At 73.4% G+C, this 14,673-nt stretch carries 15 protein-coding genes and 1 pseudogene; 11 read left to right on the top strand and 5 right to left on the bottom strand.

The annotated features are described in order from the left end of the window. Nucleotides 1–9: 9 nt before the first annotated feature. Nucleotides 10–1,782: an acetyl/propionyl/methylcrotonyl-CoA carboxylase subunit alpha gene (locus LZG04_RS31975; RefSeq protein WP_233824080.1), complete on the bottom strand. Its 1,773-nt coding sequence runs from the start codon at nucleotides 1,780–1,782 to the stop codon at nucleotides 10–12. Between the two features lie 314 nt (nucleotides 1,783–2,096). On the opposite strand from LZG04_RS31975, the gene LZG04_RS31970 reads away from it, so the two are divergent. Then, a complete protein-coding gene (locus LZG04_RS31970) occupies nucleotides 2,097–2,573 on the top strand; it encodes a hypothetical protein (protein ID WP_233824078.1) in 477 nt (158 codons plus the stop codon). 138 nt (nucleotides 2,574–2,711) lie between these two features. Here LZG04_RS31970 and LZG04_RS31965 read toward each other — a convergent pair whose 3' ends face one another. After that, nucleotides 2,712–4,034: a dicarboxylate/amino acid:cation symporter gene (locus LZG04_RS31965; protein ID WP_233824076.1), complete on the bottom strand. Its 1,323-nt coding sequence runs from the start codon at nucleotides 4,032–4,034 to the stop codon at nucleotides 2,712–2,714. A 179-nt stretch (nucleotides 4,035–4,213) separates the two neighbouring features. Next, nucleotides 4,214–4,822 carry a nucleoside triphosphate pyrophosphatase gene (locus LZG04_RS31960; protein ID WP_233824074.1) on the bottom strand — a complete coding sequence of 203 codons (609 nt, stop codon included), beginning with the start codon at nucleotides 4,820–4,822 and terminating at the stop codon, nucleotides 4,214–4,216. A 161-nt stretch (nucleotides 4,823–4,983) separates the two neighbouring features. On the opposite strand from LZG04_RS31960, the gene LZG04_RS31955 reads away from it, so the two are divergent. Continuing rightward, the gene (locus LZG04_RS31955; RefSeq protein ID WP_233824073.1) at nucleotides 4,984–5,385 is read left to right on the top strand and encodes a hypothetical protein; all 402 of its coding nucleotides are present in this window, start codon (nucleotides 4,984–4,986) and stop codon (nucleotides 5,383–5,385) included. A 10-nt stretch (nucleotides 5,386–5,395) separates the two neighbouring features. On the opposite strand, the gene LZG04_RS31950 is transcribed toward LZG04_RS31955, so the two are convergent. Together LZG04_RS31950 and LZG04_RS31945 are read right to left on the bottom strand one after the other, a co-directional pair. Beyond that, nucleotides 5,396–5,608, bottom strand: a complete 213-nt coding sequence (locus tag LZG04_RS31950) for an acyl-CoA carboxylase subunit epsilon (protein ID WP_233824071.1) — start codon at nucleotides 5,606–5,608, stop codon at nucleotides 5,396–5,398. Next, nucleotides 5,605–7,236, bottom strand: coding sequence for an acyl-CoA carboxylase subunit beta (locus LZG04_RS31945; protein ID WP_233824069.1), 1,632 nt, complete (start codon nucleotides 7,234–7,236; stop codon nucleotides 5,605–5,607). Before LZG04_RS31945 ends, LZG04_RS31950 begins: the two co-directional genes overlap by 4 nt. A 177-nt stretch (nucleotides 7,237–7,413) precedes the next feature. Here LZG04_RS31945 and LZG04_RS31940 point away from each other — a divergent pair, with 177 nt between their 5' ends. The 9 genes and pseudogenes from LZG04_RS31940 to LZG04_RS31900 form a co-directional block, all read left to right on the top strand. Next, on the top strand, nucleotides 7,414–8,202 hold the full coding sequence (locus LZG04_RS31940; protein WP_233824067.1) for a biotin--[acetyl-CoA-carboxylase] ligase: 789 nt from the start codon (nucleotides 7,414–7,416) through the stop codon (nucleotides 8,200–8,202). Nucleotides 8,203–8,249: 47 nt separating this feature from the next. Continuing rightward, entirely contained in the window at nucleotides 8,250–8,780 is a 531-nt protein-coding gene (locus tag LZG04_RS31935) for a PH domain-containing protein (RefSeq protein WP_233824221.1), read from the top strand. Next, a complete protein-coding gene (locus tag LZG04_RS31930) occupies nucleotides 8,767–9,696 on the top strand; it encodes a hydroxymethylglutaryl-CoA lyase (protein WP_233824065.1) in 930 nt (309 codons plus the stop codon). Before LZG04_RS31935 ends, LZG04_RS31930 begins: the two co-directional genes overlap by 14 nt. A 4-nt stretch (nucleotides 9,697–9,700) precedes the next feature. Continuing rightward, entirely contained in the window at nucleotides 9,701–10,261 is a 561-nt protein-coding gene (locus tag LZG04_RS31925) for a GNAT family N-acetyltransferase (RefSeq protein WP_233824062.1), read from the top strand. Next, entirely contained in the window at nucleotides 10,258–10,941 is a 684-nt protein-coding gene (locus LZG04_RS31920; RefSeq protein ID WP_233824060.1) for an adenosylcobinamide amidohydrolase, read from the top strand. The genes LZG04_RS31925 and LZG04_RS31920 overlap by 4 nt, the downstream gene beginning before the upstream one ends. Next, on the top strand, nucleotides 10,938–11,414 hold the full coding sequence (locus tag LZG04_RS31915; protein WP_233824058.1) for a YbaB/EbfC family nucleoid-associated protein: 477 nt from the start codon (nucleotides 10,938–10,940) through the stop codon (nucleotides 11,412–11,414). The genes LZG04_RS31920 and LZG04_RS31915 overlap by 4 nt, the downstream gene beginning before the upstream one ends. Continuing rightward, nucleotides 11,411–11,719 carry a WXG100 family type VII secretion target gene (locus LZG04_RS31910; protein ID WP_233824056.1) on the top strand — a complete coding sequence of 103 codons (309 nt, stop codon included), beginning with the start codon at nucleotides 11,411–11,413 and terminating at the stop codon, nucleotides 11,717–11,719. Before LZG04_RS31915 ends, LZG04_RS31910 begins: the two co-directional genes overlap by 4 nt. Before the next feature lie 14 nt (nucleotides 11,720–11,733). Then, entirely contained in the window at nucleotides 11,734–14,385 is a 2,652-nt protein-coding gene (locus LZG04_RS31905) for a TNT domain-containing protein (protein WP_233824054.1), read from the top strand. Beyond that, nucleotides 14,382–14,630, top strand: a pseudogene (locus tag LZG04_RS31900) (hypothetical protein); the annotation flags it as partial. The gene LZG04_RS31905 and the pseudogene LZG04_RS31900, both read left to right, overlap by 4 nt. Between the last annotated feature and the right edge of the window lie 43 nt (nucleotides 14,631–14,673).

Genomic DNA, 14,673 nt, shown 5'->3' with positions numbered 1-14,673 from the left:
CGGGTGAGCCTATTCCTTGATCTCGCAGAGGACCGTGCCCTGGGTGACGGCGGCGCCGGGCTCGGCGGCCAAATTGGTGACCACGCCGGACTTGTGCGCGGTGACGGGGTTCTCCATCTTCATGGCCTCCAGCACGACGATCAGCTCGCCCGCCTCGACCCGCTGCCCGTCCTCGACGGCGACCTTCACGATCGTGCCCTGCATCGGCGCGGCCACCGCGTCACCGGAGACCGCCGCGCCGCCCTTGCCGCCGGCGCGCTTGCGGGGCTTGGCCTTCACACCCGCCTTGGCCGCGCCGCCGCCACCGGTCGCCAGCGCCAGGTCGCCGGGCAGGGACACCTCCAGCCGCCGTCCGCCGACCTCCACCACCAGGGTCTGGCGCGGCTCGGCCTCCTCGGCCTCGGCGGCGTCGGTGAACGGCGCGATGGTGTTGTCGAACTCGGTCTCGATCCACCGCGTGTGCACGGTGAAGCCGTCCTCGGAACCCACGAACGCCGGGTCGCGCACGATCGCGCGGTGGAACGGCAGCACGGTCGCCATGCCCTCCACCACCATCTCGTCCAGCGCGCGCCGTGCCCGCTCCAGGGCTTGGGTGCGGTCCTCGCCGGTGACGATCAGCTTGGCCAGCAGCGAGTCGAACTGGCCGCCGATGACCGTGCCGCTGTCCACGCCCGCGTCCACCCGGACACCGGGGCCGGACGGCGCGGTGAACGTGGTGACCGTGCCGGGCGCGGGCAGGAAGTTGCGGCCCGCGTCCTCGCCGTTGATGCGGAACTCGATCGAGTGGCCGCGCGGGGTGGGGTCCTCGGTGAACCGCAGCGGCTCGCCGGCGGCGATGCGGAACTGCTCGCGCACCAGGTCGATGCCCGCGGTCTCCTCGCTGACCGGGTGCTCGACCTGCAGGCGGGTGTTGACCTCCAGGAACGAGATCGTGCCGTCGACCGCGACCAGGTACTCGACCGTGCCCGCGCCGTGGTAGCCGGCCTCCTTGCAGATGGCCCGCGCGGAGCGGTGGATCTCGGCGCGCTGCTCGTCGGTCAGGAACGGCGCGGGGGCCTCCTCGACCAGCTTCTGGTGGCGGCGCTGCAACGAGCAGTCACGCGTGCCGACGACGATCACGTTGCCGTGCTGGTCGGCCAGCACCTGCGCCTCGACGTGCCGGGGCTTGTCCAGGTACCGCTCCACGAAGCACTCGCCGCGGCCGAACGCCGCCACGGCCTCGCGCACCGCGCTGTCGAACAGCTCGGGGATCTCCTCCAGCGTGCGGGCCACCTTGAGACCGCGACCGCCACCGCCGAACGCCGCCTTGATCGCCACCGGCAGGCCGTGCTCCCGCGCGAACGCGACGACCTCGTCCGGACCGGAGACCGGGTCCTTGGTACCGGGCACCAGCGGCGCGCCCGCGCGCATCGCGATGTGCCGGGCGGTCACCTTGTCGCCGAGGTCGCGGATGGCCTGCGGGGTCGGCCCGATCCAGGTCAGGCCCGCGTCCAGCACGGCCTGCGCGAAGTCGGCGTTCTCGGACAGGAACCCGTAGCCGGGGTGCACCGAGTCCGCGCCCGCGCGCTTGGCCACGTCGAGGAGCTTGTCGATGGACAGGTAGCTGTCCCCGGGCGTGCTGCCGCCCAGGGCGAACGCCTCGTCCGCCAAGCGGACGAACGGAGCGTCCCGATCCGGGTCGGCGTACACGGCGACGCTGGCCAGACCGGCGTCCCGGCAGGCACGGATGACCCGGACGGCGATCTCACCGCGGTTGGCGACGAGGACCTTGCGCAGCGACACGACGTCCTACCTCCTGGCAACGCTGGAACTTTGGTGCGGCGATGGTCGGGGAGTTTAGTGACCCGTCAGTACTCGGAGACCGAGAGACAGCTCACGGTTGGGTGCGACAATCGGAAATCGTGACACGCCCGCCCACCGCCGCGCTTCTGACAGCTTGCGCAGCTGTGTTCATCACTATCGCGGGCCTGGTCTTCGCCTGGTCACTGCGTCCTCCCACGGTCCCCGACCCCGGTGACGCGACACCGCAGGATGAATTGCGCTGCGGTGCCACGGCGTGCCGTTCGGTGGTGAAACAGGAGGTCGGTGTCGATTCAGTGGAATTGGTCGTCGGCGAGGGCGCGGGGCGGATCCGGACCGGCGGCGCTTCGGGTACGAACATCTTCGAGCTGACCATCGCGGCTTCGGGCGCGCGGATCGACGCCTCGTCGTTGCAGTGCGTGGACGGCGAGGTGGCAGTGTGCCTGGTGCGGGGCGAGGTCCGCGGCGAGGTGCTGGGCGAGGTGCTGGTGCGCCGGTCGGGGGCGTGGTCGCGGGCCCAGGTGCCGTACGTGGCCAGCGGGGCGTACTTGGCGCTGCACGACGTGAACAAGGACACGGTCGCGGACGTGGTGGCCGTGCAGCGGGCGTGCCAGGCGGGGGTGGACTGCGCGCGGTGGTTCGCGCAGGTGTTCTCGCCCGCGGGCGGTGGCCGTGAGCTGGGGTGCACGGCGGTGGTGAGCGCGCCGGAGGCGTTGCCCGGCTGGCCCATCGTCACGCCGGACCCGTCGGAGCTGCGGCAATGCGGGCCGTGAGGTCCTGAGCGTTGAACTCGGGGGTTCTGAACGTAGGACACACGCGTTCTGAACGTAGGACACGCGCGTTCTGGAGGTAGGACACGCGCGGGGCGAACGTAGGACTCTCGGGAGAGCCCTACGTTCGCGGCGGGTCGGTCAGGCGGGGACCGGGGTGGGGCGCGGGCCCGAGAGCAGCGGCGGGTCGCTCGGGGCGTTGAGGACCTCGTCGTCCAGCAGGCCCTCGGTGCGGGCGACCACGACGGGGACGGTGATCTGGCCGGCCACGTTGGTGGCCGTGCGGACCATGTCCAGGATCGGGTCGATCGCGTAGACCACGGCGACACCGGTGGCGATGACCTCCGGCGGCATGTTCACCGCGCCCAGGGTCAGCGTCAGCATGGTGAACCAGCCCGTGGTGCCCGCGGTGGCCAGCGCGCCGAACACGGCGACCGCGACGATCGCCACGTACTGCCACACGCCCAGCTGCACGCCGAACAGGTTCGCGATGAACACCGTGGCGATGGCCGGGTACACGGCCGCGCAACCGTCCATCTTCGTGGTCGTGCCCAGCGGCACGGCGAACGACGCGTAGTCGTTGTCCACGCCGAGGTTGGCGGCGGTCTGCCTGCTCAGCGGCAGCGTCGCGCCCGACGAGCGGGACACGAAGGCGAACTGGATCGCGGTCCACGCCTTGGCGAAGAACGTCACCGGCGACACCCGGCCGACGAACCGCAGCAGCAGCGGGTACACCACGAACAGCACCAGCAGCGACCCGCCGTACACCGACGCGATCAGCGAGAACAGCGGCCGCACGAACGAGTTGCCGTACGTGGCGAACGCGGTGCCGATCAGGCCGAACACGCCGATCGGGGCCAGCAGCACGATCCAGCCGACGATCTTCTGGATCAGGTCGAACGCGGACCGGGTCAGCGTGACGAACGGCTGGGCCTTCTCGCCCAGCGCGTACGCGGCGAAGCCGACCAGCACCGAGATGAACACGACCTGGAGCACCTCACCCTCGGTGAAGGCGCTGAACAGGTTCGACGGGATCAGGGTCTCCAGCAGGGTGCTCCACGAGCCCTGGTCGCGGGCGGCGAGCTTCTCCACGGCCGCCTGCGACGGCTCGACCTGCACGCCCGAGCCCGGCTTGAAGATCAACGCGATGGCCAGGCCGATGAGCACGGCGATCAGCGACGTGATGGCGAACCACAGCAACGTCTTCCCGCCCAGCCGCGCCGCGCGGTTCGCGCCCAGTCGGCGCAGGCTCGTGATGCCCACCACGATCGCGGTGAACACCAGGGGGATGACGGTGAACTGCAACAGGCTGGTGAAGGCGTCGCCGATGTGGCCGAGGGTGGTGGTCAACCACTCCTGGTCGGTGCTCTTGGCGAGGTACCCCGCCAGCGCGCCCAGGACGAGCGCGGCGAGGACGGTGATGCCGAACACCTTCGGCTTCGTATAACTGCGGACGAACGACACGACTGCTCCGGGTTGGGTGCGCAGGGGTGGGCGACGGGGGCGGCGTCAGCCGCGACAGCCCGCGCTCGTCCTGCGCCCGAAGTCGATGTGACGGCGGCGCGTCAGCAGTTCACCCACAGCTCCCCCCAACGCGAAAGCCCTTCGAAGAGCTTCCCGGATCAGGGAAAATGTGACAACCGCTACCAGATGTCGGACACCGAAACACCCACTTGACGCAGCAGCGCGCGCGTGAGCGGCAGGCTGATGCCGATGACGCTGGACGGGTCGCCGTCGATGCCGTCCACGAACCAGCCGCCGAGGCCGTCGAGCGTGAACCCGCCCGCGACGTGCAGCGGCTCGCCCGTCGCCAGGTACGCCTCCAGCTCGTCGTCGGTGGGGCGGCCGAACCGGACCCGCGTCGCCTCGTGCCCGACGGCGCGCGCCACCACCTGCCCGCCGCTCATCCGCAGCACGGCGTGCCCGGTCAGCAGCGTCCCGGTGGTGCCGGCCATCCGCTTCCACCGCTCGCGCGCGACCTCGACCGTGCCGGGCTTGCCGTGCACCTCGCCGTCGGCGGTGCGCAGCATCGAGTCGCAGCCGACGACCACGGCGTCCTCGTCCTCGTCCCGGGCGATCGCCTCGGCCTTCGCCGTCGCCAGGGCCGTGACCAGCTCTTCGGGCGTCGGGTCGGTGAGGGAGGCGGCCAGGGCGTCCTCGTCGACTCCGGAGACGCGGACCACGGGCTCGACCCCGGCGGCGCGCAGCACGGCCAGGCGGGCGGGGGACTGGGAGGCGAGGACGAAGCGCACGGCGTGCAGCCTAGGGCGGCCGGTGCCCCTGCCCGCGCTGCGGGTTCGGTGCGCGGTCCCGAAGCGGGAACGCCTGGTCACGACACTTCGGGACGCCGCCGCGCGGCCGGTGCGTAGAACTACCGATGCGCGCTGTGACGGCGTTCGGCACCCTCGGGGTGGTGCAGCGTTTGGCTCTGGTGGTCCGCCGGATCGACCCGGGTCCAGGCCGGTACCGGTGGCTCGTGGTGGTGCCGGCCGTCCTGCTCCTGGTCCTGACGGCTCGGGTCGTGTCCACCGACCCGGTCGGGTACGGCGTGCCGTTCTGGCCGTTCGCCAACGGCAGCGACCGCGTCGAGTACCAGGTGATGGGCCGGGTGACGGCCACCGCGCGGACGTCTCGGCGGGTCGACGCGGTGCCCTCGGCGGTGGCCGCCGAGGGCGTCGAGGTGCTGGCCGCGCGAGTCGGCGCGGGCACGATCTGGATGCGGGTGCGCCTGCACGTGCCGGACGGCACGCGGTGCCGCGAGGTCTCCGTGCTCGGCGACGGCGTCCGGATCAACTCCCGCCGCGTCGACTGCTGAGCTCGGCGATTCAGAACGGCAGGGCAGAGGCCCGCCACGCGCCCGGGCCGTGTGGCAGAGGACGCCTGACCTGCCGTGACTTGTCCGCCCACGCGGAACGGCGCGGTTCGTCCGCGGTGGGGCCGCCGGCCGAGGCAAGGCCGACCACGACCGCCGTGACGGCGGCCAACTCGACGTCGTCCGGGTTGCCGCGCACCACCCGGAGGTGCGGTGCCGCGCTCACAGCGGGATGTTCCCGTGCTTCTTGGGCGGCAGCGCCTCGCGCTTGTCGCGCAGCATCGCCAGCGCCCGGGCGACGTGTGCTCGCGTGTAAGAGGGAGGGATCACACTGTCAACATAACCCCGTTCCGCCGCCACGTAAGGGTTGCAGAGGGTGTCTTCGTACTCTTGCTGCAAACGGGCCCGAAGCGCGTCCACGTCCTCGCCCGAAGCCGCGGCGGCGGCCAGGGTCTTGCGGTGCACGATGTTCGCCGCGCCCTGCGCGCCCATGACCGCGATCTGCGCCGTCGGCCACGCCAGGTTGATGTCGGCGCCCAGGTGCTTGGACCCCATCACGTCGTACGCGCCGCCGTAGGCCTTGCGGGTGATCACGGTGACCAGCGGCACGGTCGCCTCGGCGTAGGCGTAGATCAGCTTCGCGCCGCGGCGGATGATGCCGTTCCACTCCTGGTCGGTGCCGGGCAGGAAGCCGGGCACGTCCACGAACGTCAGCACCGGGATGTTGAACGCGTCGCAGGTGCGCACGAACCGCGCCGCCTTCTCCGAGGCGTCGATGTCCAGGCAGCCCGCGAACTGGGTCGGCTGGTTGGCCACCACGCCGACCGAGTGGCCGTCCACCCGGCCGAAGCCGATCAGGATGTTCGGCGCGAACAGCGGCTGGACCTCCAGGAACTCGCCGTCGTCCAGCACGCGGGTGATGACCTCGTGCATGTCGTAGGGCTGGTTCGCCGAGTCCGGGATGAGCGTGTCCAGCTCGCGGTCGGTGTCGGTGATCGAGTCCTCGACCGAGCCGTGCACCACGTCGTCGGGCGCGTCGAAGACCGGCGGCTCGGACATGTTGTTGGCGGGCAGGTAGGACAGCAGCTCCTTGACGTAGGAGATGGCGTCCTCCTCGTTCTCGCCGAGGTAGTGCGCGTTGCCCGACTTGGTGTTGTGCGTGCGCCCGCCGCCCAGCTCCTCGAAGCCGACGTCCTCGCCGGTGACGGTCTTGATCACGTCCGGGCCGGTGATGAACATGTGCGAGGTCTGGTCGACCATGACGACGAAGTCGGTCAACGCGGGCGAGTAGACGTGGCCGCCCGCGTTCGCGCCCATGATCAGCGAGATCTGCGGCACGACGCCGGACGCGGCCACGTTGCGGCGGAAGATCTCGCCGTAGAGGCCGAGCGAGACCACGCCTTCCTGGATGCGCGCGCCGCCGCCCTCGTTGATGCCGATGATCGGCCGGCCGGTCTTGATCGCCAGGTCCATGACCTTGACGATCTTCTCGCCGTAGACCTCGCCCAGCGAGCCGCCGAACACCGTGACGTCCTGGCTGAACACGCACACCGGGCGACCGTCGACGGTGCCGTAGCCGGTCACCACGCCGTCGCCGTAGGGCCGGTTGCGCTCCTGGCCGAAGTTGGTGGAGCGGTGCCGCGCCAGCTCGTCCAGCTCGACGAACGAGCCGGGGTCGAGCAGCAGCTCGATGCGCTCGCGAGCGGTCTTCTTGCCCTTGGCGTGCTGCTTCTCCACCATGCGCGCCGAGCCGGCGTGCACGGCCTCCTCGTTGCGCCGGTGGAGGTCGGCCAGCTTCCCGGCCGTGGTGTGGACGTCCGGCTCCTCGCCGTCGGGGGCGGTCGCACTGCTCATAGCGCGGCAGCTTAACCAGGCCCGTCCCGGCTGAATCGGAGGTAGTAGCCCAGGTCACTGGAGCCGGAGTTGACCTCCAGCGCGGTGGAGGTTGCAGGCTTGTCCGCGGCGATCCGCCCCGCCATCCACACCGCTCCGACGAAGCGCGTGGGGCGGGTCGCTTCTACCCTTCGAAGCGTGACCCTGGATGCCGCCGCCCTCCGCTCCGCCCTCTCCGGCCGCTTCGCGACGGTCGACGTCGTCGCCGAGACCGGTTCGACGAACGCCGACCTGCGTGCCGCGGCGAGCCGGGGCGCGCTCGACCGCACCGTCCTGGTCGCCGAACGGCAGACCGCGGGTCAGGGTCGACGCGGCCGGGGCTGGACGTCGCCCTCCGGCGGCCTCTACCTGAGCGTGCTGTTCCGGCCGACGGGCGTGGTCCCGGCGCGCTGGCCGTGGTTGACGCTGCTCGCCGGGGTGGCGTTGGTCCGCACGGCGCGCGGCGTGGGCGTCGAGGCGTCCCTGAAGTGGCCGAACGACCTGCTCATCGGTGACGCGAAGGCGTCGGGCGTGCTGGCCGAGATCGCCGGTGGCGCCGAGCCCGGCGTGGTGGTCGGCATCGGGCTGAACGTGGCGAAGCTGCCCGACGACGTCCAGCCCGGCGCGGGCGGCCTCGTGCCGACCAGCCTGGAGGACCACGCCGGCCCGCTGGACCGCACCGAGGTGGCGATCGCGCTGCTGCGGGAGCTGGCCGCGGTGGAGGACCAGTGGCGGTCCGAGGGCGGCGACGACCCGTCGTTGCGCGAGGAGTACCGCCGGCACTGCGTCACGCTGGGCCGCCAGGTGCGGGTCGAGCTGGCCAAGGGCGAGGCCCTGCTCGGCACGGCCCGCGACCTGGAGCCCGACGGCACGCTGGTGGTGCGCGACGACGCGGGCGCGGACCACTCCGTTTCCGCCGGGGACGTGGTGCACCTGCGGGTACGGTGAGGCGCGAGCCGCACGTGGAGGCGAGCCGAGCCACCGAAGGGACCGCCGTGGCCTACCCGGACGACCTGCTCAGCACCGGCGAGCACGTCGTGATCCACCAGCACCCGCACTGGAAGACGCTGGTGGTCCCGGCGCTCGTGCTCGTCGTCGCGGTCGGCGGTGGCGGCTGGCTCGCGGTGCTGGTGTCGGACTTCGGCTGGGCGTCGATCGCCCGGGTCGTGCTCGCCGTCGTCGTGGCCGTGCTGGTCGCCTGGCTGGCGCTGGCGCCGGTGATCCGCTGGCGCACCACCCACTTCATCATCACCAGCGAGCGCGTGATGTACCGGATCGGCGTCTTCAAGCGCACCGGACTGGACATCCCGCTCGGCCGCATCGACAGCATCCGCTTCGAGCACACCCTGCTGGACCGGGTGCTCGGCTGCGGCACGCTGGTGATCGAGTCGGCGTCGGACGAGCCGCTGGAGTTCGACGACATCGGGCGGGTGGAGAAGGTCCACTCGATGCTGTACCGGGAGATCAACGACAACCCGGCCGACGACCACCGGCCGGGGGACAGGGTTGCCGATGGGCGCGCGTGAAGTCGGCCTGCCGGACACGGTGGGCGCGAACGGCCTGCCGGACCGCGTGACGATCTGGGAGGTCGGGCCGCGGGACGGGTTGCAGAACGAGTCGGAGGTCGTGCCGGTCGGCGTGAAGCTGGAGTTCCTGGACCGGCTCGCCGACGCGGGCGGCACGGTGCTGGAGGCCACGAGCTTCGTGCACCCCAAGTGGGTGCCGCAGTTGGCCGACGCCGAGGAGCTGCTGGCCGGCCTGGTCAAGCGGCCCGGCGTGAGCTACCCGGTGCTGGTGCCCAACGAACGCGGACTGGAGCGCGCGCTGCGGGCGGGTGTCGACCACGTGGCGATCTTCGCCAGCGCCACCGAGACCTTCGCCCGGCGCAACCTCAACCGGTCGCTGGACGAGCAGTTCGCCATGTTCGACCCGGTCGTGTCCCGCGCGAAGGCCGAGGGCCTTGCGGTGCGCGGGTACGTGTCGATGTGCTTCGGCGACCCGTGGGAGGGCGCCGTGCCGCGCGAGCAGGTCGTGGGCGTCGGCAAGCGGCTGCTGGACATGGGCTGCGACCAGCTCTCGCTGGGCGACACGATCGGGGTGGCCACGCCCGGTCAGGTGACCGCGCTGCTGGCCGGGTTCGACGGCGTGGACCGGGTCGCGGTGCACTTCCACGACACCTACGGGCAGGCGCTGGCCAACACGCTGGCCGCGATGCAGGCGGGCGTGCGCACGATCGACTCGTCCGCGGGCGGGCTGGGCGGCTGCCCCTACGCGGAGTCCGCGACCGGCAACCTCGCCACCGAGGACCTGGTGTGGATGTTGGACGGGCTGGGTGTCGGGCACGGTGTCGACCTGGACAAGCTCGCCGACACCAGCGCGTGGATGGCGCGGCGGTTGGGCAGGCCGAGCCCGTCGCGGGTGGTCCGGGCGCTGCGGGGGTAGCGCGGTGCGGGTGGTCGAGCTGACCGCGCGGACGTGGCCCGCGCTGGAGGAGCTGTTCGGGCCCAACGGCGCGCAGGGCGGCTGCTGGTGCACGTGGTTCTTCCAGACCGGCGCCGAGATGCGGGCCAACGGATCGGCGGGCAACAAGGAGCTGCTGCGCGCCCGCGTCCGGTCCGGCGTCCCGGTCGGGTTGGTGGCGATCGACGACGATCGGCCGGTCGGGTGGGTCGCGGTCGCGCCCCGGCTCGGCTACTCCCGGTTGGCGCGTGCCAAGGTGGCGGCCCCGGTGGACGACGACCTGACCGACGTGTGGTCGGTGACGTGCTTCTTCATCCACCGCGCGGCCCGCCGGCGCGGCTTGGGCGCGCTGTTGCTGGAGCACGCCGTCACCTATGCGCGGGAGCACGGCGCGCGGGCCGTCGAGGGCTACCCGGTGGACACCGGTGGCGCGAAGAAGGGCTCGGGCGAGCTGTACCACGGCACCCTGGGCATGTTCACCGGCGCGGGCTTCGAGCTGGTGGCGCGCCGGGGCGTCAACCGGGCGCTCGTGCGGCTCACGCCGTGATCGAACGGCACCCCGGCGTCCTGGTGTGGCGGCCGCGCACGCCGATGCTCGCGATCTCGTCCGGCCCGCACGGCGGCGGCCTCGGCGTGCGGCACTGGGCGCTGAACGCCACCGTGCCCAAGGACTACGCGCGCCGCGACCCGGACGTCCACGTCGCCGAGATCGCCGCCGACCTCGGGTTGCGCGGTCCGGGCACCGGGCTGCTCACCGCGGTGGACGTGCGGGACGTGGTGCTGGAGGTCGACGGCGGCGTGCGGTCGTGGGTGACGACCGGCATCGGCGCGCACCCGACGTGGGCCGCCGGGCCGCCGGCCGACGAGCTGCCGAGCGTCGGCACGATCAACGCGGTGTGCGTGCTGCCCGTGCGGCTGGCGGACGCGGCCCTCGTGAACGCGGTCGCGACGGTTGCGGAGGCCAAGGCGCAGGCGTTGGGCGAGGCGGGCGTACCGGGCACCGGGACCGTCACCGACGCGGTCGTGCTGCTGTGCCCGGTCGACGGCCCGGTGGAGCCCTACGGCGGGCCGCGGTCGGTGATCGGGTCGGCGTTGGCCCGCGCGGTCCACCGGGCCGTGCACACCGGGATTTCCCTCGAACGGACGGGAACCGGGTCAGGGGTCGTAACGTCCAACGCGCGACCGACGACCATGCCCGGCGACGGCGAAGACCGGAGGTGGCCGTGACGACCGATCACCGCGCCCAGGTGGACGAGCTGCTCGCCGACTACCGGCGCAGCCGCGACCAGTTGGCGTCCGTGCAGCGCGACCTCGCCCGGATCTCCGGGTCCGCCACCAGCGCCGACGGCTCGGTGACCGCCGTGGTAGACGCCAGGGGCACGCTCACCGACCTGGAGCTGGGCCAGGACGCGTACCGGCTGCGCCCGGCGCAGCTCGCGGAACTGATCGTGCGCACCACGCGGGAAGCGGTCGCCAAGGCCACCGAGGGCGCTTACCGGACGTTGAGCCCGGTGCTGCCGGCCGGCGCGGACCCCGAGGCGTTGTTGCGCGGCACGGCCGACCTGCGGCCCGAGGAGATCGGGCCGCCGCGACCGGCTCGACGGCGTGCCGCCGTCGACGACGACGAGGACTTCGAACAGCGCGACTGGCTCGACGCCGATGCCGCCGCGCCGAGCGCGAGCGCGAGGAGAACGCGATGACCGGCTTCCGGACCGACCTCGCCCGCCTCACCGAGGGCGCCGCCGACTTCACCGCGTTCGCCGAGCGCGCCGGGAAGATCGCGGGCGAGCTGGGCAGCGCGCTGGACTCGATCGGCGAGTGCTGGGGCGCGGACGCGATTGGGCAGAGCTTCGCGGCGAGCCACGTGCGGCCGTCGGGCGAGGCGTTGAGCGGGTTGACGGGGTTGAGCGCCGGGTTCGGCGGCGTCGGGGAGCGCTTCGTCGAGACGGCCCGCACGTACCGCGAAGCCGAAGAGGGCAACCGCAACGCGCTCGGCGCGATCTGACTCAGGGGGCCGTGATGGGGATCGAGCTGCCGGCCGAGCTGGCCGACGTCGCCGCCAAGGCCGGGGTGTCGTGGCCCCAGGCCGACGAGGACAAGCTGCGCGCGTCCGCCACCGCGTGGCGCGAGGCGGGCGCGAAGCTCGCCACGCTCGCGGGCGAGTCCGACGGTTCGGCGGGCAAGGCGCTGGCCGCGTTGACCGGGTCGACCGGTGACGCGGCGCGTGGCCACTGGAACAAGTTCACCGCGCCCGACGGCACGCTCAACGCCGTGCTGCGCGGCTGCCACGCGGCGGCCGACCGGTTGGACCACGCGGCCGAGCAGGTCGGCGCGGCCAAGGTCGAGCTGGTGCGCGAGCTGGTGAACCTGGCGAAGAACAACGACGCCGCGCAGCAGGCGGCCAACGCCGGGCACCCGACGGCGTTGCTGGGGCTGGAGACGGCGGTGCGCGGCGCGGCGGCGAACGTCGCCCACCTGACCGAGACGTTGACCAGCGCGGTGCGGTTGGACAGCGGGGTGCAGGTCGGCGGCCACCAGCCGCCGGTCAACGCCAACCCCGGCGTGCACGCGCCCGGCGACGCGGGCCCCGGCCAAGCCCCGGGACAGGGTGCCGGTTCCGGTCAACCGCACGGCGGCGGCCTGCTCGGCGGTCTGCTGCCCGGCCCCGGTCAGCCCGGCCTGGTCGACGCGTTGCTGCCCGGCGGCGGCTCCGAGGGCGCCGCTCCGGGTGGCGTCCCGGCACCCGCGGGGGGCCACGGCGCGGCCCACGGCGGCTCCGGCGCGGCTCCGGGCACCGGCCAGGCCCCGGGTCTGGTCGGTGGCCTGCTGGGCGCGGTGACCGACACGGTGAGCACGGTGGCCGAGCCGGTCGTGGACCTGGTGGAGACCGTCGCGCCGCCCGTCGCGGCCGTGGTGGAACCGGTGCTGGACCAGACCGGCGAGGCCGTCCGGAACGTCGGCGGCGCGGTGGACGACACCGTCGGCCGCACCGTCCAGGGCGCGGCGGACGCGGTCGAGACGGTGGCCGGGGGTCACGACACCGCGCCCGGCCGGTCCGGCGGCGCGCCCGGCCACGGCCCGGTGCCCGGTCAGGGTGGCGCGCCCGCCCCGGGCAACCTGGTCGGCGACCTGGTGAACCCCGTGGTCGGGGCCACCGGACCGGTCGTGGACGCGGTGACGCGCACCGAGGGCACGGTCCACCAGTCGTCGGCGACGGTGCTGGACCGCCCGCTGCTGTCGCACGTCGAAGCGCCGCACGCGACCGCCCAGCCCGCCGCGCCGGCCGCGAACCCGGCCGCGCCGCAGGGACCGTCGTTCAGCGGACCGTCGCTCGGTGGCCCGCCCGCGGGTGGCGTGCCCGCCGCGGCCCCGGCTGCCGCGGCCGCGGCCGTCGCGCAGGGCCCGGCCGCGAACGCGGCCGCCACCACCCAGGCCCCTGGTCAACAGGCCGGTCAGCAGGCCGCACCGAAGGCCGAGGCGCGTGCCGCCCAAGCCACCCAGCCCCAGCCCACCCAGCCCCAGCCCGGTCAGCCCCAGCCCGGTCAGTCGCCATCGGGCCAGGGCCAGTCCGGTTCGGGCCAGTCCGGTCAGGCGCAGAACCAGGCGCAGAACCAGGGCCAGGGCGCTCAGGGCAAGGGCGAGGCCGCCCCGAAGGCGGAGGGCCAGGCCAAGGCGGACGCCCAGCCGAAGGGCGAGGCGCAGGCCAAGGGCGAGCTCAAGGACGTCCAGAAGGAGCTCAAGGACGCCCTGGCCGCCGTCGGCCAGCAGGTCAAGGACGGCGACCTCGCGTTCGCGATCGTCCCGCTCCCGACCGGCGGCCGCGACACCCTCGCACCGCCGCTGCCGGCCGGACCCACCTCCGCGCTCCTGCCGACCGAACCGGACGACACCCCGCCCGCGCCGCCGGTGCGGGCCGCGCGCACCGCGCAGCCGACCACCGAAGCGGCCGCGTTGTTCCTGCTGCACATGTTCCCCGGCGGCACGCTCCCGCCGCCCAGCACGGCGCCCGCGCGCCAGTTGCCGCCACCGTCGGAGGACGAGGCGTTCGCGGCCGGCCTGCGCTTCGAGCCGCAGGGCCACCCGGACGGCGACCTGGTCGACGCCTCCGCCCGGTTCGGCCTCGACCTGCGCGCGGCGGGCGACTCGGTGCGGTCGCGCCTGTCCGGCGGCGAGGCGAGCGCACCCGCGTCGGGCGACCCGGTGCCCGCCGTCAACCGGCCGCGCCTGGTCCTCACGCCCGGCGGCGCGCCCGACCCGGCGCTGCTGGAGGGCTACGACCCGCTGGCGGGCCTGCACGAACGCGACTGGGACCGCCGGTTCCTGGTCCGCGCCGACCCGCCCGAGTACGCCTGGCCGCCCGGCGAGCTGTTCCCCGAGGGCGGGTACGAGGCCGGTCAGCCCGGCGTGCTCGCGGTCGGCGTCGAGCTGGACCGGTTCGGCGGGCCGGAGGGCCGGGTGCTGTCCCAGCTGGGCACCGCCTACGCGGAGCGGTCGCTGCCGCCGGCGCTCGTGCACGCGGGCTACCACCGCTACCGGGTGGTCAAGGTGCTGCCGGTGTGGTTCACGCTGTCCGCCGAGTGGTTCGGCCAGCCCGGCGGCGGCGTCCGCTACCGCGCCACCTACCCGGTGGCGGACCTGGTCGCGCTGGGCTACCTGGAGGAGATGGCATGAACGCGGAGTCGATCCAGGGCTGGCTGCTGGCGGTGGGCGTGCCCGCGGAGGTCGTGTCGATCGGCGCGGAGGCCGACAACACGTGGTGCCTGCTGCCGACCGGGTCCGGCTTCGAGGTCTTCTGGCGCGAGCAGGGCAACCGGTACGACTGGGCGGCGTTCACCAGCGAGGACGTCGCCTGCCACTACCTGTTCGGCAGGCTGGTGTGGGCGCAGGTCGTGCGCGGCGCGGTCGGCGTCCTGCCCCAGGCGGCCGAGCCGGAGCCGACGCCCGCCGAGCCGAAGGCAG

It is taken from the genome of Saccharothrix sp. S26 (assembly GCF_021390395.1).
Taxonomy (GTDB): domain Bacteria; phylum Actinomycetota; class Actinomycetes; order Mycobacteriales; family Pseudonocardiaceae; genus Actinosynnema.
This window is presented reverse-complemented; position numbering and strand designations above follow the sequence as displayed.

Coding starts and splice junctions, on each gene's coding strand:
- LZG04_RS31905 (WP_233824054.1), top strand. CDS start 11,734: ATGGGGATCGAGCTGCCGGCCGAGCTGGCCGACGTCGCCGCCAAGGCC.
- LZG04_RS31910 (WP_233824056.1), top strand. CDS start 11,411: ATGACCGGCTTCCGGACCGACCTCGCCCGCCTCACCGAGGGCGCCGCC.
- LZG04_RS31930 (WP_233824065.1), top strand. CDS start 8,767: ATGGGCGCGCGTGAAGTCGGCCTGCCGGACACGGTGGGCGCGAACGGC.
- LZG04_RS31945 (WP_233824069.1), bottom strand. CDS start 7,236: ATGAGCAGTGCGACCGCCCCCGACGGCGAGGAGCCGGACGTCCACACC.